General features: G+C 60.7%; 21 protein-coding genes. 16 read left to right on the forward strand and 5 right to left on the reverse strand.

Annotation, left to right across the window (positions count from 1 at the left end):
- Positions 1-285: 285 nt before the first annotated feature.
- From GJA_RS10745 to GJA_RS10770, 6 genes are all read left to right on the forward strand, one after another.
- Positions 286-2607: a TonB-dependent hemoglobin/transferrin/lactoferrin family receptor gene (locus GJA_RS10745; protein WP_038491938.1), complete on the forward strand. Its 2322-nt coding sequence runs from the start codon at positions 286-288 to the stop codon at positions 2605-2607.
- A gap of 92 nt (positions 2608-2699) precedes the next feature.
- On the forward strand, positions 2700-3857 hold the full coding sequence (locus tag GJA_RS10750) for a hemin-degrading factor (protein WP_038491941.1): 1158 nt from the start codon (positions 2700-2702) through the stop codon (positions 3855-3857).
- Between the two features lie 183 nt (positions 3858-4040).
- Positions 4041-4964, forward strand: a complete 924-nt coding sequence (locus GJA_RS10755; protein ID WP_038491944.1) for an alpha/beta fold hydrolase — start codon at positions 4041-4043, stop codon at positions 4962-4964.
- Between the two features lie 34 nt (positions 4965-4998).
- Positions 4999-5916 carry a muramoyltetrapeptide carboxypeptidase gene (gene ldcA, locus GJA_RS10760; protein ID WP_038491947.1) on the forward strand — a complete coding sequence of 306 codons (918 nt, stop codon included), beginning with the start codon at positions 4999-5001 and terminating at the stop codon, positions 5914-5916.
- An 11-nt stretch (positions 5917-5927) separates the two neighbouring features.
- A complete protein-coding gene (locus GJA_RS10765) occupies positions 5928-7112 on the forward strand; it encodes a DUF418 domain-containing protein (protein WP_038491949.1) in 1185 nt (394 codons plus the stop codon).
- Positions 7113-7330: 218 nt separating this feature from the next.
- The gene (locus GJA_RS10770) at positions 7331-7693 is read left to right on the forward strand and encodes a hypothetical protein (protein ID WP_061301641.1); all 363 of its coding nucleotides are present in this window, start codon (positions 7331-7333) and stop codon (positions 7691-7693) included.
- Positions 7694-7758: 65 nt separating this feature from the next.
- Here GJA_RS10770 and GJA_RS10775 read toward each other — a convergent pair whose 3' ends face one another.
- Entirely contained in the window at positions 7759-8187 is a 429-nt protein-coding gene (locus GJA_RS10775) for a GNAT family N-acetyltransferase (RefSeq protein WP_038499453.1), read from the reverse strand.
- A 73-nt stretch (positions 8188-8260) separates the two neighbouring features.
- A complete protein-coding gene (locus tag GJA_RS10780) occupies positions 8261-8740 on the reverse strand; it encodes a GNAT family N-acetyltransferase (RefSeq protein WP_038491954.1) in 480 nt (159 codons plus the stop codon).
- Positions 8741-8916: 176 nt separating this feature from the next.
- On the opposite strand from GJA_RS10780, the gene GJA_RS10785 reads away from it, so the two are divergent.
- The 3 genes from GJA_RS10785 (at position 8917) to nadC (ending at position 12643) form a co-directional block, all read left to right on the forward strand.
- On the forward strand, positions 8917-10515 hold the full coding sequence (locus tag GJA_RS10785) for an ABC-F family ATPase (RefSeq protein WP_038491957.1): 1599 nt from the start codon (positions 8917-8919) through the stop codon (positions 10513-10515).
- Positions 10516-10646: 131 nt separating this feature from the next.
- The gene (gene nadA / locus GJA_RS10790) at positions 10647-11780 is read left to right on the forward strand and encodes a quinolinate synthase NadA (protein ID WP_038491960.1); all 1134 of its coding nucleotides are present in this window, start codon (positions 10647-10649) and stop codon (positions 11778-11780) included.
- Positions 11777-12643 (forward strand): carboxylating nicotinate-nucleotide diphosphorylase, encoded by an 867-nt coding sequence (gene nadC / locus GJA_RS10795; protein ID WP_038491963.1) that lies wholly within the window; start codon positions 11777-11779, stop codon positions 12641-12643. The genes nadA and nadC overlap by 4 nt, the downstream gene beginning before the upstream one ends.
- 54 nt (positions 12644-12697) lie before the next feature.
- Here nadC and ypfJ read toward each other — a convergent pair whose 3' ends face one another.
- Positions 12698-13576, reverse strand: a complete 879-nt coding sequence (gene ypfJ, locus GJA_RS10800; RefSeq protein WP_038491966.1) for a KPN_02809 family neutral zinc metallopeptidase — start codon at positions 13574-13576, stop codon at positions 12698-12700.
- A gap of 250 nt (positions 13577-13826) precedes the next feature.
- On the opposite strand from ypfJ, the gene GJA_RS10805 reads away from it, so the two are divergent.
- Positions 13827-14618, forward strand: a complete 792-nt coding sequence (locus GJA_RS10805) for a substrate-binding periplasmic protein (RefSeq protein ID WP_242404510.1) — start codon at positions 13827-13829, stop codon at positions 14616-14618.
- A gap of 24 nt (positions 14619-14642) precedes the next feature.
- Here the strand turns inward: GJA_RS10805 and nadB are convergent, their stop codons facing one another.
- Complete coding sequence (gene nadB / locus GJA_RS10810; protein WP_038491969.1) at positions 14643-16256, reverse strand: L-aspartate oxidase; 1614 nt, start codon at positions 16254-16256, stop codon at positions 14643-14645.
- 306 nt (positions 16257-16562) lie between these two features.
- On the opposite strand from nadB, the gene GJA_RS10815 reads away from it, so the two are divergent.
- The 6 genes from GJA_RS10815 to GJA_RS10840 all read left to right on the forward strand — a co-directional run bounded on the left by GJA_RS10815 (position 16563) and on the right by GJA_RS10840 (position 23894).
- Entirely contained in the window at positions 16563-17951 is a 1389-nt protein-coding gene (locus tag GJA_RS10815) for a TIGR03013 family XrtA/PEP-CTERM system glycosyltransferase (RefSeq protein ID WP_038491973.1), read from the forward strand.
- Between the two features lie 2 nt (positions 17952-17953).
- Positions 17954-19987, forward strand: a complete 2034-nt coding sequence (prsK, locus tag GJA_RS10820) for an XrtA/PEP-CTERM system histidine kinase PrsK (protein ID WP_242404511.1) — start codon at positions 17954-17956, stop codon at positions 19985-19987.
- A gap of 11 nt (positions 19988-19998) precedes the next feature.
- A complete protein-coding gene (gene prsR, locus GJA_RS10825) occupies positions 19999-21357 on the forward strand; it encodes a PEP-CTERM-box response regulator transcription factor (protein WP_038491975.1) in 1359 nt (452 codons plus the stop codon).
- A 168-nt stretch (positions 21358-21525) separates the two neighbouring features.
- Complete coding sequence (locus tag GJA_RS10830) at positions 21526-22410, forward strand: hypothetical protein (RefSeq protein WP_038491977.1); 885 nt, start codon at positions 21526-21528, stop codon at positions 22408-22410.
- 199 nt (positions 22411-22609) lie between these two features.
- A complete protein-coding gene (locus tag GJA_RS10835) occupies positions 22610-23185 on the forward strand; it encodes a DUF1439 domain-containing protein (protein WP_038491980.1) in 576 nt (191 codons plus the stop codon).
- Between the two features lie 31 nt (positions 23186-23216).
- Positions 23217-23894: an epoxyqueuosine reductase QueH gene (locus tag GJA_RS10840; protein ID WP_038499461.1), complete on the forward strand. Its 678-nt coding sequence runs from the start codon at positions 23217-23219 to the stop codon at positions 23892-23894.
- A gap of 88 nt (positions 23895-23982) precedes the next feature.
- On the opposite strand, the gene GJA_RS10845 is transcribed toward GJA_RS10840, so the two are convergent.
- Positions 23983-24837, reverse strand: a complete 855-nt coding sequence (locus tag GJA_RS10845; RefSeq protein ID WP_038491983.1) for a helix-turn-helix transcriptional regulator — start codon at positions 24835-24837, stop codon at positions 23983-23985.
- Positions 24838-24934 lie beyond the last annotated feature (97 nt).

Raw genomic sequence — 24934 nt, forward strand, 5'->3', positions numbered from 1 at the left:
CCCGGTATCGGCGCGGCGTTTTCGATGCATGCGATTCACCGCAAGGATGCGCCGCCGGGGCCGGCGGGGCGCTGGTTTATCCAGTAATTGATACGGACCGATCAATATTCCAGCAAGTTTCCGTTGCAGGGAAAAGTGTAGCATATAGTCATTTATGCTACACATCGAATTGCGAATGAGAATGATTCGTGTTAAAGTGTTGCGCATACGCCAGCAATCTTCCCTGTAGCACTGTGTGCCAAAACGGGTTCAAGAGCCAGCCCCTCACTCTTAACCCGGATTATCATGACTACAGTGCATTTGCAGCCGCTGGTTGCGTCCTCGTTTGCTTCTTTTATTCCACGCCGTCTCAACCTGGCCGTCAAGGCCGCCTTGCTGGGCTTGTTCGCGGCGCCGTTGCCGGGGCATGCCGACGAACCGTCGAAACAGGCGGTATTCCCGGAAATCCTGGTACAGGCCAGGCAGGACGATGTGCGCAAGCCCGGCACGCGCACCGTCATCACCAGCGAGGAACTGGAACGCCGCAACGTCACCGGCCTGGCCGGCCTGGTGCGTTATGAACCGTTGATCAGCGCGCCGATTTCGGCCAGCGGCAGCGGGTCGGTGTGGGACAGCTCGGGCAATAGCGGCTACAACATCCGTGGCATCGAAGGTAACCGGGTCAGCCTCGACATCGATGGCATTTCCTTGCCGGACGCCGCGCCGAAACCGGACGCGACCAGCTTGAACAGCTTCGGCATCGGCCGCGAATACTTCGATCCTGAAACTTTCCATGAAGTGCGTATCGGTTCCGGCACCTCGCCGGCCGGCGCGGCCACGCCGGGCCTGGGCGGCAGCGTGGCGTTTATCACCAAGTCGCCGGAAGATTTCCTGGGCAACGGACGCGACAGCTATGTCAGCTACAAGCTCGGTTATACCGCGGCCGACCGCGCCGCCGCCAATACGCTGACCGGCGCGGCGCGGGTCGGCAATCTGCAGGCGCTGGCCGTGCTGGTGCACCGCAAGGGCAGTGAAACCAAGAGTCTCGGCGACTCTCCGCTGAACCCGGACAACTGGAGCTCGAACGCGATCTTGACCAAGCTGGTGTGGGCCTTGCCGGGCGACCAGAAAATCGACTTCACCATTGACGCCTACGAGCGCGACAACAAGCGCGTCTACCTGAACAAGCAGAGCGCCGCGTATCCGGACGGCGCCAGCCAGGATTCGACCACCCGCCGCAACCGCTTCAGCCTCGGGCATACCATCGCCGTCAAGGATGTGGCGCTGTTCGATACGCTGACGTCGAAGATTTACATGCAGAACTCCAGGGTCGAAGACCAGACCACCGCGCATTACATCACCGGCCGGGTGCGGTACGACCGGCTGATCAATACCGGCTATTTCAACAACAGCTACGGTGTCACCAGCGAAGCGTTCAAGCAAGTCAACGCCGGCAATGCGCTGACCTATGGCGTCAGCGCGGAACAGACCTCGACCCGCCGGCCATGGCTGGAAGACCGCACCGTGATCAGCACCGGCGCGCACCAGATCACGATGAAGAACCGCATGGCCGACATGGACACCACCAAGGTGGCGGTCTTTGTGCGCGATGAACTGGGTTTTGGCCTGGGCGGCTACAAGGCCACGCTGACGCCGGGCTTGCGCGCCGAATACCGCAGCCTGAAACCGAAGAACCTGGATCAATACCTGATCGCGGTGCCAGGCGCGGCCAAGGAAATCAAGGAAGAAAGCGATACTTACCTGACGCCTGGCCTGGGCCTGTCGGTGGAAGTGGCGCCCAACCTGGACCTGTATGGCCAATATAGCCGCGGCACCCGTTTGCCGACCGCGGCCGAACGCACCGGCACCTACGATTCCTTCAGTTACACCGGCGCCGGCAACGGTTATGCGGTACTCGGCAATCCGAACTTGCAGAAGGAAACCAGCAACGCTTTTGAACTCGGTCTGAAGGGCACGGCGACCAAGGGCTTGACCTTCCGCAGCGCGCTGTTCTACACCAAATACAACAACTTCATCGACTATCAGGCGCAGCCGGCCGATCCGGTGAATTACCCGACGATTACGTTTGGTTTGTTCCGTCCTGAAAATATCGGCAATGCCCGCACCTGGGGCGGCGAAGTGTCGGCGCGGGCCGAGCTGGGCAGCTGGTCGCCGGCCATGCAAGGCTGGTATGTCGACGCCGCCGCCGGCCTGACGCGCGGTTCGTCGCAAGACAAGCTGACCGGCATCAGCACGCCGCTGGCGTCGGTGGCGCCTTACAAGGGCACGTTCAGCATCGGTTACGACCATGCGTCGCAACTGTTCGGCATCGACCTGACCGCCGTCAAGGTTGGCGCCAAGCAGGCGCCTGACCAGTCGGTCAATGGCGTCGTCACGCCGAATTTCGCGGTGCCGGGCTACACCTTGTTCGACTTGTCGACCTATTGGAATGTGCATAAAAACGCCAAGCTGGTATTCGGCGTGTACAACCTGGGCAACCGCAAATACTGGGACTATGCCTCGTCGCGCAGCCTGGTGGCGGACACCGGCGGCGCGTCGCACAGCGATATCCAGCGCCAGGCGATGGCCGGGCGCAATGTGGCGGCCAGCCTGACCGTCAGCTTTTAATCCCGATTAGTTAACCTGACTAATTATTGTCATGCGGTTCGCGGGAGGCGTGCATCGTCTCCTGTTTTTCTTTGTTTTTTAACGGAATGTCCATGAAGCTTACAAAACTTGTTGTCGCCCTGCTGGGCAGCCTGCTGATCGCCCAGGCCCACGCGGCCCCGGCCAACCTGGCCGAGCGCTGGAGCACCTTGCGCAGCGAACAGCCGAAGTTGCAAATCCGCGATGCGGCCCGTACCCTGGGCGTGTCCGAAGCCGACTTGCTGGCGACCAAGCTCGGTAGCGGCGTGACGCGCCTGCTGGCCGACGGCAACAATCCGCGTGAAATCATGCGCCGCGCGCTGGACCTGGGCCTGGTACTGGCCACCACCCGCAACGAAAACGGCGTCATCGAGCGCACCGGCACCGCCAGCCGCCTGAAACAGCCGGAACCAGCGCCGACCGGCGACAAGGACAAGGATGCCGAACGCGAAGCGCGCATGCGCAATATCGCCGGCGGCTACCTGGGCGGCGAGATCGACTTGCGTTTCCATTTTGCCGACTGGACGTATGCGTTTGCCGTCACGCAAGCCGGTCGCGACGGCAAGCCGGCGCGCAGCCTGCAATTTTTCGACAGCCACGGCACCTCGGTGCATAAAGTATTCCTGCGCAACGATGCCGGCATTGCGCCATTCGACAAGCTGGTGGCCGACTTCCGCGCGCCGCAACAGGAGGCCGACCTGAAGGTGGCCGCCGCCGCGCCGGCCGTGCCTGAAAAGGCCGACGCCCAGGTCGACCTGAAGGAATTTCAGTTGGCATGGACCGAGATGACCGACGTGCATCAATTCGCCCGCATCCTGCGCGAGTTCGGCCTGTCGCGCGAACAGGCGCTGCGCTTGGCGCCGGCCGGCGCGGCCGAACGCATCGCGCCGCAAGCGGTGCGCAAGCTGCTCGACGATGCCGCCAAGCAGCAAGTGGCGATCATGGTATTCCTCGGCAATGAAGGATTGACGCAGATTTTCAGCGGCAAGATCAACAAGACGGCGGAAGGGGGCGGCTTTTACAATGTGCTCGATCCCGAATTCAACCTGCATCTGCGCGACTCGGCCTTCACCAGCGGCTGGGTAGTCAAGCGCGGCGGCGTCACCTCGGTCGAATTCTTCGACAAGACAGGTGAGCAAGTGGTGTCGTTCTTCGGCGTGCGCGAGCGTGGACAGCCGCAACCGCAAGCGTGGGACGACCTGGCGGCCAGCCTGCCGCGCGCGGCAAAATAGTCAGTGATCAGCTTTCTTGAAACCCGCAGCCTTGCCTGGCTGCGGGTTTTTTGCATTTTGGACACACGATTGAACGCACCACAGCGTAGCAGGGCGCCGGCCTGAAAAATGGTATGCTCAATCCATATTGATTGTCGTATGGATAGAACGTTATTGCTGTTTGGACTGTAAGGAAACGATATCGTGGCGACCCTTAGCGCAAACGGCATGACCATCGCCTATGACACCCATGGCGATCCGCGCGATCCGGCGGTATTGCTGATCATGGGCCTGGGCATGCAATTGATTTCCTGGCCGATCGACCTGGTCGACGGCCTGGTGGAACAGGGTTTGTATGTGATCCGCTACGATCACCGCGATGCCGGCCTGTCGACCAAGCTGGACCAGTTCGGTACGCCGAACTTGCCGCTGCTCTATATCAAGAATGTGCTGGGCTGGAAGGTGCGCAGCGCTTACACGCTGTACGACATGGCCGACGACGCGCTGGGCTTGCTGGATGGGCTGAAGATCCGGCAGGCGCACCTGATCGGCGTATCGATGGGCGGCATGATCGCCCAGGTGATGGCGGCGCGCTTTCCGCGGCGTACATTGAGCCTGACGTCGATCATGTCCAGCAGCGGCCGGCGCGGTTTGCCGGGACCGGCAAAAACGGCGCGCAAGGCGCTGCTGAGCCGGCCGAAAAATCCGCTGGACCGGGAGCAGGTGATCGCCCACATGGCGCGCAGCGCGCACCTGATCGGCAGCCCGGCGTATCCGACGCCGGACAGGGTGATGCGCCAGCACGTGGAACAGTTTTTGACGCGCGGCAGTTGCCCGGCCGGCATGGCGCGCCAGATGGCGGCGATTGCCGCCTCGGGCCAGCGTACCGGATTGCTGAAAACCATCACTTGTCCCAGCATGGTGATTCACGGCATGGCCGATCCGCTGATACCGGCCGCTTGCGGCATCGATACGGCGGCGCTGATTCCAGGTGCCGATCTGCATCTGATCGAAGGCATGGGCCACGATTTGCCGGCGCAATTGATCGAACGCCTGCTCGCCTTGATCGATGGGCATCTGCACGGTAAGATGGCAGCGCAGTCGAGTTCGCAAATCGCCCAAAGCTGAGACGAACGCTGAGCCACCATCTGATCGAGATATCTTGAAAACACCCCAAATCGGCATCGCGATTGCCGCCCCCGGCGGTTACGCGCTGGACCCGGATGCGCTGCAGCGCGGCATCGAGCGCCTGCGCGAGCAGGGCTGCCTGGTCCATAATTACTACGACCCGGCGCAAAAATTCCAGCGCTTCGGCGGCACCGAGGCGGGCCGGCTGGCGCAGCTGCACGCCGCCGCCGCCGACCCCGAAGTGCAGGTGGTGATGGCGCTGCGCGGCAGCTACGGCATCAGCCGCATCTTGCCGGACATCGATTTTGATGCGATGGCGGCCAGCGGCAAACTGTTCGTCGGCTACAGCGATTTCACCGCCTTCCACATGGGCTTGATGGCCAGGACCGGCCGGGGCAGCTTTGCCGGACCGATGTTTTGCGACGATTTCATCCGCGATGAGCCGGTCGATTTCACCTTGCAGCAATTATGGGATTGCCTGCAAGGCCCGAGCCACACGATCACCGCCAGGGCCAGCGGCAATCCGCAGGTCGATCTGTCCGGCAAATTATGGGGCGGCAACCTGGCGATGCTGGTGCATTTGCTGGGCACGCCGTATTTCCCGCACATCGATGGCGGCATCCTGTTCGTCGAAGACGTCAACGAACATCCGTACCGGGTCGAACGCATGTTGCTGCAACTATTCCATGCCGGCGTGATCGGCCGCCAGCAAGCGGTGCTGCTGGGCGATTTTTCGCTGTACCGGCTCGGCGAGCAAGACAATGGCTACGACTTCGACGCGATGCTGGCCTATCTGCGCCAGCGCCTGCCGGTGCCGCTGCTGACCGGGCTGGAATTCGGCCACATCAAGCGCCGCGTCACATTGCCGTTCGGCGGCCAGGCGCGGCTGCGTTCCGATGCCGACGGTTTTGAGCTCAGCGTCACCGATTATCCGACCTTGCCGGCCGGCTGAATGGCGCGACGATGACCGCGCCGCGCCTGCTGCATGTGGATGTCTTGCGCGGACTGGCGGTGTTCGGCATCTTGCTGGTGAATATCTGGAGCTTTGCGTGGGGCACGTCGTCGCTGCGTTATGGCGTGTTGCCGCCAGATGCGTCGGTGCTCGATGGCCTGGCCGTGTTCGGCGTCGCCTTGCTGGCGGAACTGAAGTTTTATCCGATCTTCGCCTTCCTGTTCGGCGCCGGTTTCGCCTTGCAAACCCGCAGCCTGAAGCGCCAACTGGGCAACTGGCAGGCGGCGCAAGCCCGTTACTGGCGCCGCCTGATGTGGCTGCTCGGCTGCGGCATATTGCATGGCATGCTGGTGTGGAGCGGCGACGTGCTGACCTCGTATGCCTTCAGCGGCTTGCTGATCCTGCGCCTGTCGACCGCGCCGGTGCACCGCATTTGCCGCGCGGTATTGACGGCAGCCTTGGCCTTCGCCGCGGTCATCCTGGCCTTGTACCTGTTGCTGGGCGTGGTGATTTCCTACCGCGAAGTGAACGATATCTGGCTGGCCGCCGAGAACTTGCGCGCCGTCTACAGTCAAGGTTCCTTGCCGGACATCGCCTGGCAACGGGCCGGCGATTATGTGACCGCGCAACTGGCCGGTGTGCTGATGCTGCCGCATACCATCGCCCTGTTTTTGCTGGGCATGCTGGCGGTGCGCCTCGGCTGGCTGACCCGGCCCGAACGGCATCGTGCCGCATGGCGCCGGGTGCGCCTGCTCGGCCTCGGCCTGGGCTTGCCGCTGAATCTGCTGTGGGCTTGTGCCGCGTTGCTGCAAGCGCTCAACCCGCATCAAGCGACCATCAATGTGCCGCTGCTGGAATACCTGATGTATTTCACCGGCCCCTTGCTGGCCGCCGCCTATGTCGCCGCGCTGGTGCTGGCGCGGAAAACGGTGCTGGCGTTGCTGGCCCGCTGGCTGGAGCCGGTTGGCCGCATGGCGCTGAGCAATTATTTGCTGCAATCGCTGGCAGGCACCTTGCTGCTGCAAGGTAGCGGCCTGGGCTGGGCCGCCACGATCACGCCGTCGCAACTGATGTTGCTGGCGTTAGCCATGATGCTGTTCCAGGCCGGATTGAGCCGCTGGTGGATGGCGCGCTACCAGCAGGGGCCGGCCGAGGCGCTGTGGCGGCACTATGTGCTGGGCGGACGACAGGCATGAGTGGTGCAGCTCGTTTTGTCGATTAATATCAAACGGGTAACGTGGTACGGTTACTATAATAAATAAAATGTGAAGATATTAAAAAAAGAAGAAGGAGAGTGTTGTTTCATTTCTTTATTAGGTTGCCAACTAAATTGAGTATTGCCAGCGCCGCTTAAACAACTTGCTCCGAGCAGCATGCGAGGAGCCGGGCTTGATAAAGGATCGGAGGAGCTATTATGGAATCGATGGAACATCGTGTCGAAAAGCTCGAAGAGTTGGCCGTGGATGCCAAGCAACGCTTGGTGCGCATGGAGACGCGTTTGGGTGGCATCGATCATCGTCTCGACACGACGATGGCAAGCAAGGCCGATATAGCGAGTATGCTGGCGGCGATGGTGACCAAAGCCGATATGGCAAAAGTTGAAGAAAAAATGGCACGGATGGAAACTCGTGCAGATGCTACCGATCACTTACTGGCAATAACCGTTGCGACCAAGGCCGATCTTGCGCACCTTGAGTCGAATTTGATTCGCTTATTCATTGGCATAACGATATCACTTGCCGGAGTTGCTTTCGCCGCTGCAAGATTGGTGCATTAAAATTGCTAAATACTTCACTCTCGGCCATTGCCAGAGTGAAGCAATACTCAGGGCCGGGCGGGTCTTCACGATAAATCCTTACGCATGAATACCCGGCTGCTGCCCGACGGCTGGCAGGGGATTTCGCCAAATACCGACCAGCCCTGGCGCTGGTAAAAGCCGGGGGCCTGGAAACTGATGGTGTATAGCACCGCTGAACGGCAGCCGCGGCGGCGGGCTTCATCTTCCGCCATTTTCAGCAGGGTGCTGCCAAAACCGCCGCCGCGCAAGGTTTCCGGTAAATAGAACAGGTCGATGAACAGCAAGCCGAGCGAGGTGCGTCCGCTGATGCCGCCCAGTACCGCCTGGGTGTCCGGATCGGTCAGCAAGACCGCCAGCGGGCGGTGATCGTCGATGCCGCTGATATCGATATTGAACTGGCTTAAGCCTTGCGCCAGTTGGGACATGGCCGCCGCATGTGGCGCTTCCGTCATGACGATCCTGGGTTGTTTCACCGGCGACTCCACATGGTTGTTTTTAAATGGCTGTATAAATATACAGTACTTCGGCCATGTGGTGAAGTCCGGCTTATGCCGTCAGCTGGATCTTGAAACCTTCATGGCTGGCGCTAAATCCCAGCCGCGCATAAAAGCGGTGCGCTTCGGTGCGGGTCTTGTCGCTGGTCAGTTGAGCAACATTGCAGCCCCGTTCACGCGCCAGTCGCAAGGCCTGGGCGATGATCCAGTGGCCAATGCCCTGGCCGCGCAAGCTGCTGTCGACGCGCACCGTTTCGATATTGGCGCGCAAGGCGCCGCGCCGGCTCAGGCCGGGGATATAGCTCAGTTGCAGCATGCCGATCACGCGGCCATCGAGTTCGCCCAGCAACAGGTATTGGTTGGCGTCGGTATCGATCGCCTCGAATGCCTGGACATACACACTGTCGTCGCTGCCGGCCGCGTCGCGGGCCTGGCCCAGCACATCGTCGGCCAGCAATTCCAGCAGGCGCGGCAAGTCGGCGCGCACGGCGCGGCGTGTCGTCAGGTTTTTATGGTGAATCGTCTGTGTCATATCAGCTTGCTCCAAGGCTCGTTGGTGATGGACCAGACAGTATATGCCTCGCCACACAATCCCGCCGCCAGCCCTTGCCGGCCGGCGGTTTATAGAATAGCGGCCAGTCGGTGCTGTATAATAAAGAGAAAGTATCTAACTACCTGATTTAACTGAATAAAGAATAATCACCTTACATGTTATCCACCGCAAATATTACGATGCAATTTGGCGCAAAGCCATTGTTTGAAAATATCTCCGTCAAGTTCGGCGACGGCAACCGCTATGGTTTGATCGGCGCCAACGGCTGCGGCAAATCGACTTTCATGAAGATTCTCGGCGGCGACCTGGAGCCGTCGGCAGGCAATGTGATGCTCGACACCAACGAGCGGCTCGGTAAATTGCGCCAGGATCAATTTGCCTATGAAGACATGCGCGTACTCGACGTGGTCATGATGGGCCACACCGAGATGTGGGCCGCGATCCAGCAGCGCGACGCGATCTATGCCAATCCGGAAGCCACCGACGACGACTACATGCTGGCCGCCGAACTGGAAGGCAAAGTCTCCGAATACGACGGTTATACCGCTGAATCGCGCGCCGGCGAACTGTTGCTGGGCGCCGGCGTGGCGATCGATTTGCACCACGGCCCGATGAGCAATGTGTCGCCCGGCTGGAAACTGCGGGTGTTGCTGGCGCAGGCGCTGTTCTCGAATCCGGATATCCTGTTGCTCGACGAACCGACCAACAACCTGGACATCAACACCATCCGCTGGCTGGAAGACGTGCTGAACGAGCGCAATTCGACGATGATCATCATTTCCCATGATCGCCACTTCCTGAACCAGGTCTGCACCCACGTGGCCGACATGGATTACGGCACGCTGAAGATTTATCCGGGCAATTACGACGAATACATGTTCGCCTCGACCCAGGCGCGCAACCAGCAACTGGCCAACAATGCCAAAGCGAAAGACAAGGTCGCCGAATTGCAGGAATTCGTGCGCCGTTTCGCCGCCAATAAATCGAAAGCCCGCCAGGCGACGTCGCGCGCCAAGCAAATCGAAAAGATCAAGGTCGACGATATCAAGCCATCGTCGCGCGCCTATCCCTTCGTGCGTTTCGACGGCGAAAAGAAATTGCACCGCCTGGCGGTGGAAGTCGAGAATATCTCGAAAGGTTTCGACCGCCAGCTGTTCAAGAACTTCAGCATCATGGTCGAAGCGGGCGAGCGCATCGCCATCATCGGCGCCAACGGCGCCGGCAAGACCACCATGCTGCGTTGCATCGCGGGCGATATGGCCGGCTTGCAGCCGGATCAAGGCCGCGTCAAGTGGGCCGAAAACGCCAACGTCGGCTACATGCCGCAAGATCCGACCGAAGATTTCGCCAAGGATACCAACTTGACCGACTGGATGGGCAAGTGGACCAAGGAAGGCGACGACGACCAGGCCGTGCGTTCTATCCTGGGCCGTTTGCTGTTCGGCGGCGACGATGTCAAGAAGGCCGTCAAGGTACTGTCCGGCGGTGAAAAGGGCCGCATGATGTACGGCAAGCTGATGCTGGGCCGCCACAACGTGCTGTTGCTCGATGAACCGACCAACCACATGGACATGGAATCGATCGAATCGTTGAACATCGCGCTGGAAAAATACGCCGGCACGCTGATTTTCGTGTCGCATGACCGCGAATTCGTGTCGTCGCTGGCCAACCGCATCATCGAGATCAAGGAAAACGAGATCGTCGATTACAGCGGCAATTACGAAGAGTACCTGAAGAGCCAGGGTATCGACTGATTGTGCGGGGGAGGGGCGGATGACGCGCCAGGCGCTGATCCTTCCCGCCGTGCGGAGCCAGCCGGCTCCGGCGAAAATCCCGCCGATATGCGATAGTGTCGATCTACCCAGCTTTTGTTTGACGAATCACCATGCAAACCTTATCGATCAAATCCGTCGAGTATGAACATCCTCAAGACGGTGCCAGCTGCACAGCCCACGCCTGGGCACGCACGCCAGCCACGCCTTCCCCGGCCGAAAAAGCCGAACTCATCACGCGCATCAAGCGTTTGCTGAAGGAACGCGAAGCAGTACTGGTTGCGCATTATTACGTTGATGCGGACTTGCAAGACCTGGCCGAAGAAACCGGCGGCTGCGTCTCCGACTCGCTGGAAATGGCCCGTTTCGGGCGCGACCATCCGGCCCAGACCCTGGTGGTCGCCGGCGTCCGCTTCATGGGCGAAACCGCGAAAATCCTGAGCCCCGAAAAAACCGTGCTGATGCCCGACCTCGACGCGACTTGCTCGCTCGACCTGGGTTGCCCGGCCGATGAATTCACCGCCTTTTGCGACGCCCATCCGGACCGCACCGTGGTGGTGTACGCCAACACCAGCGCCGCCGTCAAGGCGCGCGCCGACTGGATGGTGACATCGTCGATCGGCCTCGACATCGTGGCCCACCTGCATGCGCAGGGCAAGAAAATCCTGTGGGCGCCGGACAAGCACCTGGGTTCCTACATACAAAAGGAAACCGGCGCCGACATGCTGTTGTGGCAAGGCTCCTGCCTGGTGCACGATGAATTCAAGGGCATCGAGCTGGACTTGCTGAAGGAAGAATATCCCGGCGCCAAGGTGCTGGTGCACCCGGAATCGCCGGCCAATGTGGTGGCGCTGGCGGACGTGGTCGGCTCGACGTCGCAAATGATCGCGGCCGCGCAAACCATGGACGCCGACACCTTCATCGTCGCCACCGACAATGGCATCTTGCACAAGATGCGCGCCGCCGCGCCGGGCAAGCGTTTCATCGAAGCGCCGACCGCCGGCAATAGCGCCACCTGTAAAAGCTGCGCGCATTGCCCGTGGATGGCGATGAATGGCTTGCTGAACCTGGCCCAGGTATTGGAAAACATGGACCATCCAATCCACGTCGATCCCGCCGTCGGCCAGTTGGCGGTGCGCTCGATCAATCGCATGCTCGATTTCGCCGCCGCGAAGAAAGCGGGGATCGCGCCGGGCGCCGATCTGGCGCAAGAAAGTAAATTGTTTGCAGGAATAGGACCGGCATGAGTACCTTGAAGAATTCTTTTGCGCCGTTCGATGCGGCGCTGGCGCGCGCTTTCGAAGGCAATTTGCTGGCGGCGCTGCTGGAAGATGTCGGCACGCTGGACTTGACCGGCGAACTGGTGCCGCCGGACCATATCGTCAGCGCGCGCGTGATCGTGCGCGAACTGGCGGTGCTGTGCGGCGCGCCCTGGTTTGAAGGCATCATGAAGAGCCTCGACCGCGGCATCCGGATCGACTGGCATTATGCCGAGGGCGCGCTGATGGCGGCCGACAGCGTGGTGTGCACCATCGAAGCGCCGGCGCGCGCCTTGCTGACGGCGGAACGCAGCGCCTTGAATTTCCTGCAATTGCTGTCGGCGGTCGCCACCGCGACGCGGCGCTATGTCGATGTGGTGGCCGGCACGTCGGCGGTAATCCTCGACACCCGCAAGACCTTGCCGGGTTTGCGCCTGGCGCAGAAATACGCGGTGCGTGTCGGCGGCGGGCAAAACCAGCGCCTGGCCTTGTACGACGGCATCCTGATCAAGGAAAACCATATCGCGGCCGCCGGCGGCGTCACGCAAGCGCTGGAAAACGCCCGCAAGCTCGACGCCGGCGTGCCGGTGCAAATCGAGGTGGAAACGCTGGAACAATTGCACGAAGCGCTGGGCGCCGGCGCCACCTCGGTCTTGCTGGATAACTTCAGCAACGAGCGGATGCGCGAAGCCGTCAAGATCACGGCCGGCAGGGCGCTGCTGGAAGCGTCCGGCGGCATCAATTTCGATACCGTGCGCGCCATCGCCGAAACCGGCGTCGACCGTATTTCGATCGGCAGCCTGACCAAGGATATCCGGGCCACCGATTATTCCTTGCGGATTATTGGCTGAAATGCTGTTTGAGGTGCAACACCAACACGGGCCGCGACATGCGGCCCGTTTGCATTACAACTGCCGCGCCTCGAAGGTATTGCACTGGGCGATTTCGCCCTGGTCCAGCCCCTTGCTGAACCAGCGCACCCGTTGCTCCGACGTGCCATGGGTAAACGAATCCGGCACCACTTCACCGCGCGCCTGGCGCTGCAACGCGTCGTCGCCGATCGCGCTGGCGGTCTTCAGCGCCGCTTCCACGTCGCCCTGTTCCAGTATCTTGCGGGTCTGGTTGGCGTGGTAAGCCCAGACGCCGGCGAAGCAGTCGGCCTGCAATTCCAGCCGCACCGACAAGGCGTTGGCCTGGCGCTCCGATGCGCTGCGGCGGGCATGGTCGACCTTGGCCGTCAGCCCCATCAGGTTTTGCACATGGTGGCCGACTTCATGCGCGATCACATACGCTTCGGCAAATTCGCTGGAGACTTTGAAACGTTGCCGCATCAAATTGAAGAAATCCAGGTCCAGGTACACTTTCTGGTCGCCGGGGCAATAGAATGGCCCGGTGGCGGACTGGCCGGTGCCGCAGGCGGTCGGCGTGCTGCCCGAGTATAAGACCAGTTTCGGCCTGGCGTAATTGGCGCCTTGCTCGCGGAACAGGGCGCTCCAGGTATCTTCGGTATCGGCCAGCACCACGCTGGCGAATTTCGCGGTACGGTCGTCGGCCGGCGGCGCATGGGCCGGTCCCTGGCTGGTGTGCACCGGGCCGCCGGCGCCGCTCAGCAGGTTCAGGATGGTGACCGGGCTGACGCCGAAGACATACGAACCGAGCAGCGCCACGACGATGGTGCCGATGCCGATCGAGCGTCCGCCGAATCCGAACCCGCCGCCGCCGCCATCGTCTTCACCGCGCCGGTCTTCCACATTGTCGCTTTCGCGATTACCTTCCCATTTCATGATGTACTCCTGATGTCGCTGATTGCTTGTTGATTGTTGGTTTGCCTATTATTCCATGGATTCCATGGTATATCGCCCCCATCGTCTGCCGTGCAGCTAGCGTCAGTGTGTTCTTTCCACCCCACATGCACCCGGCGCATTTCTTGCGCTGGCAACAGGGGATTCGGTATGATGTTCCTTGATGGAAATATATCCTGCATGTGAAAACATGCTTGCCGAACGTGTCCAGGATTTGCCAGCGGGAGGGGTTTTGCGCATCACACCATATCGGCGCGGCAATGTTTTCCCGCTCAAGCTGCGCTGCCTGCTGGCCGCGCTGTCGCTGGCGGCCTGCTGGCCGCTGCAGGCGCGCGAATGGCAGGTGGCCGGCACCCATTTCGAACGTATCTATCAGTTGGACAAGGACGGCGATTATACCGGAATGGGGCCGGACATCATCCGCCAGGTGGCCGCGCAACTGGGCGATACAGTAAGTTTCAAGATCTATCCGTGGGCGCGGGCGCAGGCGCTGGTGGCCCAGGGCAAGGCCGACATCCTGGTCGGCCCGTACAAATCGGCGCGGCGCCAGGCCAGAATGGCGTTTTCCGAACGGCCGTTTTATCAAGACCAGATGGTGCTGTATGCCCGTGCCGATAGCGGTTTCGCGTGGAATGGCGACTATGCCAGCCTGGCCGGCAAACGTATCGTGGTGTTGAACGGCTGGTTATATGGCGAGGCGTTTGAACACGCCACAAGCAGCAACGGCGCGCGCATCAGCATCGCCAATACGGTCGAAAATGGCTTGAAAATGTTGATGTACAACCACGTCGATGTGTTTGCCAGCAACCACCGCAATACCGAACCAGTGATCGCGCACCTCGGATACGGCGCCAGAATCGCGCCGCTGGCGGGTGTCATCGAGGTGCAAAACGGCTATTTCGCTTTTCCGAAACGGCCATCGTCGGATGCCTTGCGCTTGCGTTTCGACCAAGCCTTCAATGCGCTGGCCGATAGCGGAGAACTGAAAAAGCTGGGCAGGCGCTACGAAGTCACCGTGCCGTGACACGGCGCCGGCGACCTGGCAGCATTAACGGTGACCCGGCGTCAGCACGCTCGGCAGCGCTTTCGGCAAGGTTTCCGGATAGTCGCGGCTGAAGTGCAAGCCGCGGCTTTCACGGCGCGACAAGGCGCTGTTGACGATCAGCGACGCGACATCGACCAGGTTGCGCAATTCCAGCAAATCATGCGTGATGCGGAAGTTGCGGTAATACTCGTCGATTTCTTCCTTCAGCAGCGCGATGCGGTGCTGGGCCCGTTCCAATCGCTTGGTGGTGCGCACGATGCCGACATAATTCCACATGAAGCGGCGTAATTCGTCCCAATTGTGCGAAATGACCACTTCTTCGTCGGCGTCGCTGACCCGGCTTTCATCCCAGTCGGGCAAGTAGGGCGCGCCATTGATTTCCTGGCTTTCGATGTCTTGCGCACAAGCGCGGCCGATCACCACGCATTCCAGCAGGGAATTGCTGGCCAGCCGGTTGGCGCCGTGCAAGCCGGTGCAGGCGGTTTCGCCGACCGCGTACAGGCCGGGCAAGTCGGTGCGGCCGAACAAGTCGGTGACCACGCCGCCGCAAGTGTAGTGGGCCGCCGGCACGATCGGAATCGGCTCCTTGGTGATGTCGATGCCCAGTTCCAGGCAGCGCGCGTAGATCGTCGGGAAGTGTTCGATCAGGAAGTCGGCCGGCTTGTGGCTGATATCCAGGTGCACATAATCGAGGCCGCGTTTCTTGATCTCGAAGTCGATGGCGCGCGCCACCACGTCGCGCGGCGCCAGTTCGGCCCGTTCGTCGTGGGCCAGCATGAAGCGCGTGCCGGCCGCCGCCCCGGCTTCCGGCGGCAATTTCAGCAAGCCGCCTTCGCCGCGGATCGCCTCGGTGATCAGGAAGGACTTGGCGTACGGGTGATACAGGCAGGTCGGGTGGAACTGGATGAATTCCATGTTCGACACGCGGCAGCCGGCGCGCCAGGCCATCGCGATGCCGTCGCCGCTGGCGGTGTCCGGGTTGGTGGTGTACAAATACACCTTGCCGGCGCCGCCGGTGGCCATCACCGTGTGCTGGGCGGCAAAGGTCAATACCTTGCCGGTTTGCTCATCTTGCACGTACAGGCCGTGGCATTTCGGCTGGGCGTTGCGCTGGCCCGGTTTCGGTCCCAGCTTGTCGGAGGTGATCAGGTCGATCGCGCAATGGTGTTCGAACAGCGTGATATTCGGATGGGCGCGGACTTTTTCTTCCAGCGTGGTTTGCACCGCGTGGCCGGTGGCGTCGGCCGCATGGATGATGCGGCGCTGGCTGTGGCCGCCTTCGCGGGTCAGGTGGAAACCCAGCTCGGCGTTCGCGTCGCGGGTGAAGGGCACGCCTTGTTCGATCAGCCACTCGATCGCTTCGCGGCCGTGTTCGACGATGTAGCGGGTCGCGCTTTCGTCGCACAGGCCGGCGCCGGCCACCAGCGTGTCGTCGATATGCTCCTCGTAGCTGTCGCCCGAGTCGAGCACTGCGGCGATGCCGCCCTGGGCCCAGTTGCTGGCGCCGTCCAGCAGCGCACGTTTGGAAATGATCGCGACAGTGCGCGTTTCAGCCAGATGCAGCGCGACCGATAAACCCGCCAGTCCGCTGCCGACAATCGCTACATCAAATTTCATGACTTATTTTATTTTGTTTTTTGGGAAGCATACTATAGAGCATTTAGCCTCAGTGCGTCTGCATTGATCTAGATTTTGCCAGCCTCATATAGCTGCGCCTGCCGCTTGTGGAGTCTCAACATGTTAGCAAGATAGACAGCCCATCATGATTAAGAGCGACTAACAAAACGTTCAAGGCAAGGCGCATTGCCGTAGGCAGTACGAATGTACGACAAGGCAATGTAACGCCGCCATGGATGTTTTGTTAGACGCTCTAAACCGTTTATCCGCGTGCGCCGCCGGCCGCTACGCAACAGGGGGGCGATCATGATTCGTATCTTCAGTCATTATGTGTCGAAAACAGCCTTCATTTTATTGTTGCTGGAAGTGCTGATCTTGCTGGTGTCGGCGCTGTTGACGTCGATGATCTGGCTGGTCGACAATCACCGGCCCGAGCATGCCGCCGAGATTTACCTGTCGGCGCTGGTATTCGCGGTGGTGGTGGTATTTAGCATGAGCGCGCTGGGCATGTACCAGCACAGCTCGCGCGAGGATATCCGCAATACCTTGCTGCGCATCATGCCGTCCTTCGCGCTCGGCTTTGCCTTGCTCAGCTTGCTGGTCTACATGGTGCCGGCGATTCATTTCGGGCGCGGCGCCGGCGTGGTGTTCGGACTGGGAGGCATCGGCGTGGTGCTGGCGCGGCTGGTGGTGTTCAAGTCGGCCCAGTCGACGATGATGGAAGCGCGCCTGATCCTGGTCGGCAGCGGCGCGCTGGCGCGTGAATGCATCGATTTGGCGAGCAGCAAGATCGGCTTCCACCAGTTCACCGTGGTCGGCTGCATCGATGTGGCAGGCGAAGAACGTTGCGTCCCTGTATCTAAATTGTTACCGGAAGGAAGCTCTTTGCTGGTCATGGCGCAGCGCTACGATGTGCATGAAATCGTGGTATCGGTGACCGACCGGCGCAATGGTGCATTTCCCGTACGGCAATTGCTGGAATGTGCGCTGGGCGGCGTCAAGGTGATCGACGCGGCCACTTTTTTCGAGCGCGAATCGTGCCAGATCCGCATCGATTCATTGCAACCCAGCTATCTGATCTATGGCGGCGGTTTCGACCAGAGTTTCGTGCGCGCCACCTCCAAGCGGCTGTTCGATCTGGTCGCCAGCGCCTTGATTTGCGTCGCCGCCTTGCCGGTGATGCTGCTCACTTCGCTGGCGATCTGGCTGGAAGATGGCGGGCCGGTGTTTTACCAGCAAGAACGGGTGGGGCGCGACGGCAGCATCTTTAATGTCTTGAAATTTCGCAGCATGCGTTGCGACGCGGAACAGGATGGCAAGCCGCAATGGGCCAGTGCCGACGATCCGCGCGTGACGCGGGTCGGCCATATCATCCGCAAGCTGCGCATCGATGAGTTGCCGCAAATGCTGAACGTGTTCAAGGGAGAAATGAGCTTTGTCGGGCCGCGCCCGGAGCGCGCGTATTTCGTCGACCAGCTGAAGACGCAGGTGCCGTATTACGATATCCGCCACAGCATCAAGCCTGGCGTGACCGGATTGGCGCAAGTGCGTTATCAATATGGCGCGTCGGTCGACGACGCCGTGCATAAACTGCAATACGATTTATATTATGTCAAAAATAACAGCCTGTTCCTGGATCTGCTGATCTTGCTCGATACGGTACAGGTGGTGTTGTTCGGCAAGGGCGGCAGATGATCATGCGGGCCGGACTGTCGTCGGACGATATGACCGCGCTCAGTTACGGCCTGGCTTCGCTGGCATTTTTTGCCTTGTCGCTATTATTGTTGGGTAATTGGCGGGCTCGGCGCAATGCCCGCGCGCTATGCCTCGCCTGCCTGTGCACGGCGCTGTGGGCCACCGGCACGCTGGTCCTGGCGCTGGGCGGCCAGCCACCATGGAGCGTGGCTGGCGACTTGCTGGAAATCTTGCGTTCCGGTGCCTGGATGGTGTTTTTGCTATTATTGCTGGAGTCGCCAGGCTTGCGCCGCAATGTGCTGATCGGCCTGCTTGCCGGCCTCGCCGCGGTGCAGTTGCTGGCCGGTATGATGGCGCCGCTCTCGACGCTGGCGCTGATGGTCCTGATCGTCGGCCGGCTGTTGCTGGCCGTGCTGGGCATGTTGCTGGTGGAGCAGTGGTACCGCAACACGCCGGCGCCGCAGCGCTGGGGCATCAAGTTTGCTTGCCTGGGTGTCGGCGGCTTGTTCACCTACGATTTTTACCTGTATAGCGACGCCTTGCTGTTTCGCAGCATTAACGGCGAAATCTGGGCCGCGCGCGGCATCGTCAACGCGCTGTGCGCGCCGCTGCTGGCCTTGTCGGCCGCGCGCAATCCGGCCTGGGCGCTGGGTTTGTCGATTTCGCGCCAGATGATGTTCCGTTCGGCCGCGTTGCTGGGCGCGGCCATGTATCTGCTGGCGATGGCGTCGAGTGCGTACTACCTGCGTTATTTCGGCGGCAAGTGGGGCGCCGTGATGCAAGTGGCTTACCTGGGCGGCGCCGGCCTGCTGCTGGCCGGCGTGCTGTTTTCCGGCGCGCTGCGCGCCAAGTTGAAAGTCTTCATCAACAAGCATTTTTACAAGGCAATCTTTGATTACCGCGAGGAATGGCTGCGATTTACGCGGGCGCTGTCCGAAGACGGCCCGGCGCTCGGCGAACGCACCATACAGGCGGTCGGGCAATTGGTGGAAAGTCCGGCCGGCGCCTTGTGGATCGTCCGCGAGCAAGGCTGTTGCGAACCGGCCGCCAGCTGGAACATGCCGCCGCAAAGCGCGTCGCTGCCGGTGGCCAGCCAGTGTTGCCAATTCATGGAGAGCCGGTCATGGGTCATCGATGTCGCCGATTGCCAGCGCCATCCGCAGCATTATGACGGCCTGGCGCTGCCGGATTTCTTGCTGGCCTTGCCGCAACTGTGGCTGCTGGTGCCGCTGATGCTGCATGGCCGGCTATTCGGTTTTGTCGCGCTGGCGCGGCCGCGCACCCGCATCGGCTTGAACTGGGAAATCCGCGACGTGCTGAAAATTGCCGCCAGCCAGGCCGCCAGCTATCTGGCGCACCGCGAATCGGCCGATTCGCTGACGGTGGCGCGCCAGTTCGAGTCGTTCAACCGCATGTCCACCTTCATCGTGCACGACTTGAAAAACCTGGTATTCCAATTGTCGCTGCTGCTCAGCAATGCCGAAAAGCACAAGGCCAATCCCGCATTCCAGCAAGACATGCTGGGCACGCTGGACCATTCGGTCAAGAAAATGACCTTGCTGCTGCAAAAACTGAGCCGCGGCGAGGCGCCGGATATGGCTGCACCGTTGCAGATCGAACAATTGCTGCGCCAGGCGGTGCTGGCCAAGGCCAATGCCGAACCGGCGCCGCGGCTGGAAATCGGCGCCGCCGGCCTGACCGTGCTGGCCCATCCGGCGCGGCTGGAACGGGTGCTGGGGCATATTATCCAGAATGCGATCGAAGCGACCGCCAAGGATGGCAAGGTGCTGGTGCGGCTGCTGCGCGAACAATGTTATGCGGTGGTCGAACTGAACGATACCGGGCAGGGCATGAGCGAACAATTCATCCGCGAGCGCTTGTTCAAGCCATTCGAATCGACCAAGACCGCCGGCATGGGCATCGGCGTGTTTGAAAGCCGGGAATATATCCGCGAAGTGGGCGGCCAATTGGAAGTATCCAGCGTGCCGGCGGTCGGCACCACTTTCCGCGTGATCCTGCCGTTGCATGTGAGTTAGCGAGGAACATCATGGGCAAGCAAAAACTGCTGGTCATCGAAGACGATTGCGGCCTGCAAAAGCAGTTGCGCTGGAGTTTCGATGCCTATGACGTGCTGGTGGCCGGCGAGCGCGACACGGCGCTGGCCCAGGTGCGCCGCCACCAGCCGGCGGTGGTGACGATGGACCTGGGCTTGCCGCCCGACCCGGATGGCGCCAGCGAGGGCCTGGCGACCTTGCAGCAAATCCTGGCGCTGGCGCCGGATACCAAGGTGATCATCCTGTCCGGCAACCAGGAGCGGAGCAACGCCTTGAAAGCGATCGGCATGGGCGCCTACGATTTCCATCAAAAACCGTTCGACGCCGACATGCTGGGGCTGGTGATCGCGCGTGCGTTTTATTTGCACGCGATGCAGCAGGAAAACCGCCGCATGCTGCAAACCCAGGCCGATTCGCCGCTGGCCGGCATCGTCAGCCGCGATCCCGGCATGCTGAAACTGTGCCGCAGCGTTGAAAAAGTGGCGCCGTCGTCGGCCAGCGTGATGTTGCTGGGCGATTCGGGCAGCGGCAAGGAATTGATCGCGCGGGGTTTGCATACGCTCAGCGCGCGGCATGACAAGCGTTTTGTCGCCATCAATTGCGCGGCGATCCCGGAAACCTTGCTGGAAAGCGAGTTGTTCGGTTATGAAAAGGGCGCGTTCACCGGCGCCGCCAAGCAAACCCTGGGCAAGATCGAACTGGCCCATGGCGGCACTTTTTTTCTGGATGAAATCGGCGACATGGCGCTGGGTTTGCAAGCCAAGCTGCTGCGTTTCTTGCAGGAACGAGTCATCGAGCGCATCGGCGGACGCGGCGAAATCGCGGTCGATGTGCGGATTGTTTGCGCCACGCACCAGAACCTGAAGGCGCTGGCCGAGGCTGGCCGTTTTCGCGAAGACCTGTTTTACCGGCTCAGCGAAATCGTGCTGACGATACCGCCGCTGCGCGCGCGCGACGGCGACAGCGCCTTGCTGGCCCACCATTTCAAGAATAAATTCAGCGCCAGCGAAGGGCGCCCGGCGCTCAATTTCAGTCCCGACGCGCTGGCCGCGATCGAATCGTATGGCTGGCCGGGCAATGTGCGCGAAATGGAAAATTGCATCAAGCGGGCGGTGATCATGTCGGATGGACCGCAGATCGGCGTCGACGACCTGGGCTTGCCGCAAGGGCCGCTGGCGGCGTGCGACGAAACCGTCAACCTGCGCCAGGCACGCGACGCGGCCGAATACAGGGTGATGGTCAAGGCGCTGGCGCGGGCCGACGGCAATATCGTCAAGGCCGCCGAATTGCTGGGCGTTAGCAGGCCGACTTTATACGACTTGATGAATCACCACGGCATCAAAAGCACCTGAAAAAACGCCGATGGCGGTATTGCATCGACTTGCCTTGACGGTTTTGCCAGGCGCGCCAGCATGGTATTAATTTAAGTGCAAGTTTATGTTTGGTGCCGCACATACTGGCATCGCCGCGCGGCGCATCCTAGGAACACCTCAATCAGGTAACCATCCCAAGGAGCATCCATGCAAACTTACAATGTCACATCCGACGCTCACACTTCCGGCGTGTCGTGGGGCGCGGTCTTTGCCGGCGCGGCGGCGGCGGCCGCGCTGTCGTTCATCCTGCTGATCCTCGGCGTCGGCCTGGGCCTGTCGTCGGTATCGCCATGGTCGTACAACGCCGGCGCCATCGGCGTGTCGACCATCGTCTGGCTGGCCTTCATGCAATTGGCGGCGTCCGGCATCGGCGGCTACATCGCCGGCCGGCTGCGCGTCAAATGGACCGCCGTGCATGGCGATGAAGTGCATTTTCGCGATACCGCCCACGGCTTGCTGGCATGGGCGGTGGCAACCTTGCTGACGGTAATCCTGCTGGCCAGCGGCGTGCGCGCCATCCTCGGCGGCGCGATCGACGCCGGCGCCGCCGCTGGCGCCGCGGTGGCGCCGGTCGCCGCCACCGCGCTGGCCAAGGGGAGCGATGGTGCGGTCTCCAGTCCGGTCGATTATTTCTCCGATATGTTGCTGCGCACCGATCCGTCCGCGGCTGACAGCGGCAATCCGGGACAGCGCGCCGAAATCAACAAGATATTGGCCACCGATTTGCTGCAAGGCCAATTGTCGCCGGAAGACCGTACTTATCTGGCGCAAGTGGTCGCCAAGCGCACCGGCTTGAGCCAGCCGGACGCCGAACGCCGGGTCGACGATATCTATGCGCGCGCCGCCAAGGCGGTCAGCGATGCGAAAGTGGCGGCGCAGCAAGCGGCCGACACCGCGCGCAAGGCTGCCGCCCATGCGGCGCTGTGGATGTTCGTCGCCTTGCTGCTGGGTGCCTTTGTCGCGAGCCTGGCCGCGACGCTGGGCGGACGCCAGCGTGACAATGAGCGCGTACAACTGCGCAATCCCGTCTGAACCATCGAGGAGATCACCATGCGTTCGATTTTATTACTGTTACTGGGCATTCCATTGCCGATCGTGATCCTGATCGCCTTGTTTGTCCATTAAGCAAGGTCGCTTTTTCCACCCCGGAGTGAAGTAGCCCATGCTGACCGCTGGCGGCCCGGGCCGCCAGCGGTGTAAGATAGCGGCGCTCTTACACACTGGACCCATCATGTTATTGAATGCTTCCGGCAAGGCTCTGCCGCTGCTGAAAAATGCCGCCCTGGTGGCGGCCTGTGTCTTGCTGGCGTCGTGCTCGACGCTGATCGGTCCGCGCCAGGTCGACGTGCCGCTGGCCAGGATGCAGCAGGGCTTGGATAAACGCTTTCCGCTGCACAAGCGCATGTTGTCGATACTCGACGTGCAATTGACCCATCCGCAGTTGAGTGTGTTGCCGGAACGCGAGCGCGTCGCGATTTCGCTTGACGCCAGCGTGGCGCCGCCCTTCATCCGCCAAAGCTGGAGCGGCAGCCTGGCCTTGTCCGGCCACCTGGTGATCGACACCCAGCGCAACGCGGTATTGCTCAGCGATGCGACGCTCGACAAGGTACTCATCGACGGTCTCGACGCGTCGCAGCAAAAGCAATTCGCCAAGGTCGCCAACCTGGTGACCGAGCAGTTGATGCGCGACACGCCGATTTACAGTTTCAAACCGGAAGATTTGCGCTATGCGGGCGTACAATTCGTGCCGACCCAGATCAATACCACGGCAAATGGTATCGTTGTGACATTTGAACCGGTAAAATAGAAGATTCACCGATTACTTGTCCTACATGACCATGACCGAATTAAAACGCCCCGTACTGGATTTGCCGCCTGGCCGTAAAAAAGTATTGATGCATTCCTGCTGCGCGCCGTGTTCCGGCGAAGTGATGGAAGCGATGCAGGCGTCCGGCATCGATTACGCGATTTATTTTTATAATCCGAATATTCATCCAGTCAAGGAATATGAAATCCGCAAACAGGAAAATATCCGGTTCGCGGAAAAGCACGGCATCACGTTCATCGACGCCGACTACGACATGGACAATTGGTTCGACCGGGTCAAGGGCCTGGAACATACGCCGGAGCGCGGCGAGCGCTGCACCGAGTGTTTCGACATGCGTTTCGAGCGCACCGCGCTGTATGCGCATGAACATGGCTACGACACCATCACCAGTTCGCTCGGTATTTCACGCTGGAAAGACATGAACCAGATTAATGGCTGCGGCGAACGGGCCGCGGCGCGTTATGGCGACCTGGTGTACTGGACCTATAACTGGCGCAAGGGCGGCGGTTCGGCGCGCATGATTGAAATCAGCAAGCGCGAGAATTTCTATCAGCAAGAATATTGCGGTTGTGTTTATTCCTTGCGCGACACCAATAAACACCGTCGCGAAATGGGGCGCGAACGCATCCATATCGGGGTCAAGTTTTACGGCAAAGAAGAAATCGATTTCGGTAATGAACCGGACTGATCCGCCGCTCTTTCCCCCCGCATTTCCAGCCGCATCGGCAGCTTGCTGATTGCGCACCGGAAACTTTGATCCGCCACAAGTCCGGCACTCACCGTGCTGCCACAATGGAATTGTCCGTGCTGGATCGCAAGGAATTCAGCCAGGCCCGCGGCGACATGCCGTGCCTGGCTGAAAATGCCTTGGTGAATGCCGACTGGCTGCCATAACCCACCTTGATCGCTACCGCCTTGACGGTATTGTTGTCCTTGAGCAGAGCCTGTGCCAGCAGCATGCGCTGTTCGGATAAATAATCGGCTGGCGTGGTGCCGATCAGTTGATGGAACAGTTGCGCAAATTTGCTGCGCGACATGCCGCCAAGGTCGGCCAGTTGCTGCAAGGTCCATGGTTTGTCGGCTTCCTTGTGCATCAGGTCAAGCACGCGCGACATGCCCGTGTCGGCATGGCCCGCCAGGAGGCCGGTTTGCAAGTTGCCGCTGGCATGCAAATGACATAGCAATTGCGCCAGCACCACGTCGCACAGGCGGTCCAGCACCAGTTGCTGGCCGGGGCAGCAGTGGGCAGCGTTGCTGTATAGCAGTTCCAGGGTGGCCGGCAAGCCATCGACTTGTTGTGTTTGTACATGTACCAGCTCGGGCAGCGCCAGCGCCAACGTATTGTGCTTGCCGTGTTGAAGCTGTATCCGGGCGCACAAAAGCAGGGCGCTTTCATGCGCTTCGACATGCAAGCGGTGCTGCATGCCGCTCGGATAAAACACCAGGTGATTGCCGGTCATTTCGAGTGCCGGATGGTGCTGGTGATGCATCACGGCGCGGCCGGCCCGCACGATGTGCAAGTAGCCGTATTGCTGGTCTTCGTCAAAGTTGTTTGAACCGCAAAATTCGGCGTGATGAAACACTTGCGCTTGGTAAGGATGACGCTGTAATAGCGTCGATAAGTTGTCCATTTGGCACCTAAATAGACGTTGAGACATTAAAAATGGACTTGCGGAACTGTTTTTTTGTTGCCCAGTGGATATAGTACGTGCCGCGCCGATAACATGC

The sequence above is a fragment of the Janthinobacterium agaricidamnosum NBRC 102515 = DSM 9628 genome (genome assembly GCF_000723165.1).
Classification (GTDB): domain Bacteria; phylum Pseudomonadota; class Gammaproteobacteria; order Burkholderiales; family Burkholderiaceae_D; genus Janthinobacterium; species Janthinobacterium agaricidamnosum.

Coding starts and splice junctions, on each gene's coding strand:
- GJA_RS10745 (WP_038491938.1), top strand. CDS start 286: ATGACTACAGTGCATTTGCAGCCGCTGGTTGCGTCCTCGTTTGCTTCT.
- GJA_RS10750 (WP_038491941.1), top strand. CDS start 2,700: ATGAAGCTTACAAAACTTGTTGTCGCCCTGCTGGGCAGCCTGCTGATC.
- GJA_RS10765 (WP_038491949.1), top strand. CDS start 5,928: ATGACCGCGCCGCGCCTGCTGCATGTGGATGTCTTGCGCGGACTGGCG.
- GJA_RS10770 (WP_061301641.1), top strand. CDS start 7,331: ATGGAATCGATGGAACATCGTGTCGAAAAGCTCGAAGAGTTGGCCGTG.
- GJA_RS10780 (WP_038491954.1), bottom strand. CDS start 8,740: ATGACACAGACGATTCACCATAAAAACCTGACGACACGCCGCGCCGTG.
- GJA_RS10785 (WP_038491957.1), top strand. CDS start 8,917: ATGTTATCCACCGCAAATATTACGATGCAATTTGGCGCAAAGCCATTG.
- nadA (WP_038491960.1), top strand. CDS start 10,647: ATGCAAACCTTATCGATCAAATCCGTCGAGTATGAACATCCTCAAGAC.
- nadC (WP_038491963.1), top strand. CDS start 11,777: ATGAGTACCTTGAAGAATTCTTTTGCGCCGTTCGATGCGGCGCTGGCG.
- ypfJ (WP_038491966.1), bottom strand. CDS start 13,576: ATGAAATGGGAAGGTAATCGCGAAAGCGACAATGTGGAAGACCGGCGC.
- nadB (WP_038491969.1), bottom strand. CDS start 16,256: ATGAAATTTGATGTAGCGATTGTCGGCAGCGGACTGGCGGGTTTATCG.
- GJA_RS10815 (WP_038491973.1), top strand. CDS start 16,563: ATGATTCGTATCTTCAGTCATTATGTGTCGAAAACAGCCTTCATTTTA.
- prsK (WP_242404511.1), top strand. CDS start 17,954: ATGCGGGCCGGACTGTCGTCGGACGATATGACCGCGCTCAGTTACGGC.
- prsR (WP_038491975.1), top strand. CDS start 19,999: ATGGGCAAGCAAAAACTGCTGGTCATCGAAGACGATTGCGGCCTGCAA.
- GJA_RS10830 (WP_038491977.1), top strand. CDS start 21,526: ATGCAAACTTACAATGTCACATCCGACGCTCACACTTCCGGCGTGTCG.
- GJA_RS10835 (WP_038491980.1), top strand. CDS start 22,610: ATGTTATTGAATGCTTCCGGCAAGGCTCTGCCGCTGCTGAAAAATGCC.
- GJA_RS10840 (WP_038499461.1), top strand. CDS start 23,217: ATGACCGAATTAAAACGCCCCGTACTGGATTTGCCGCCTGGCCGTAAA.
- GJA_RS10845 (WP_038491983.1), bottom strand. CDS start 24,837: ATGGACAACTTATCGACGCTATTACAGCGTCATCCTTACCAAGCGCAA.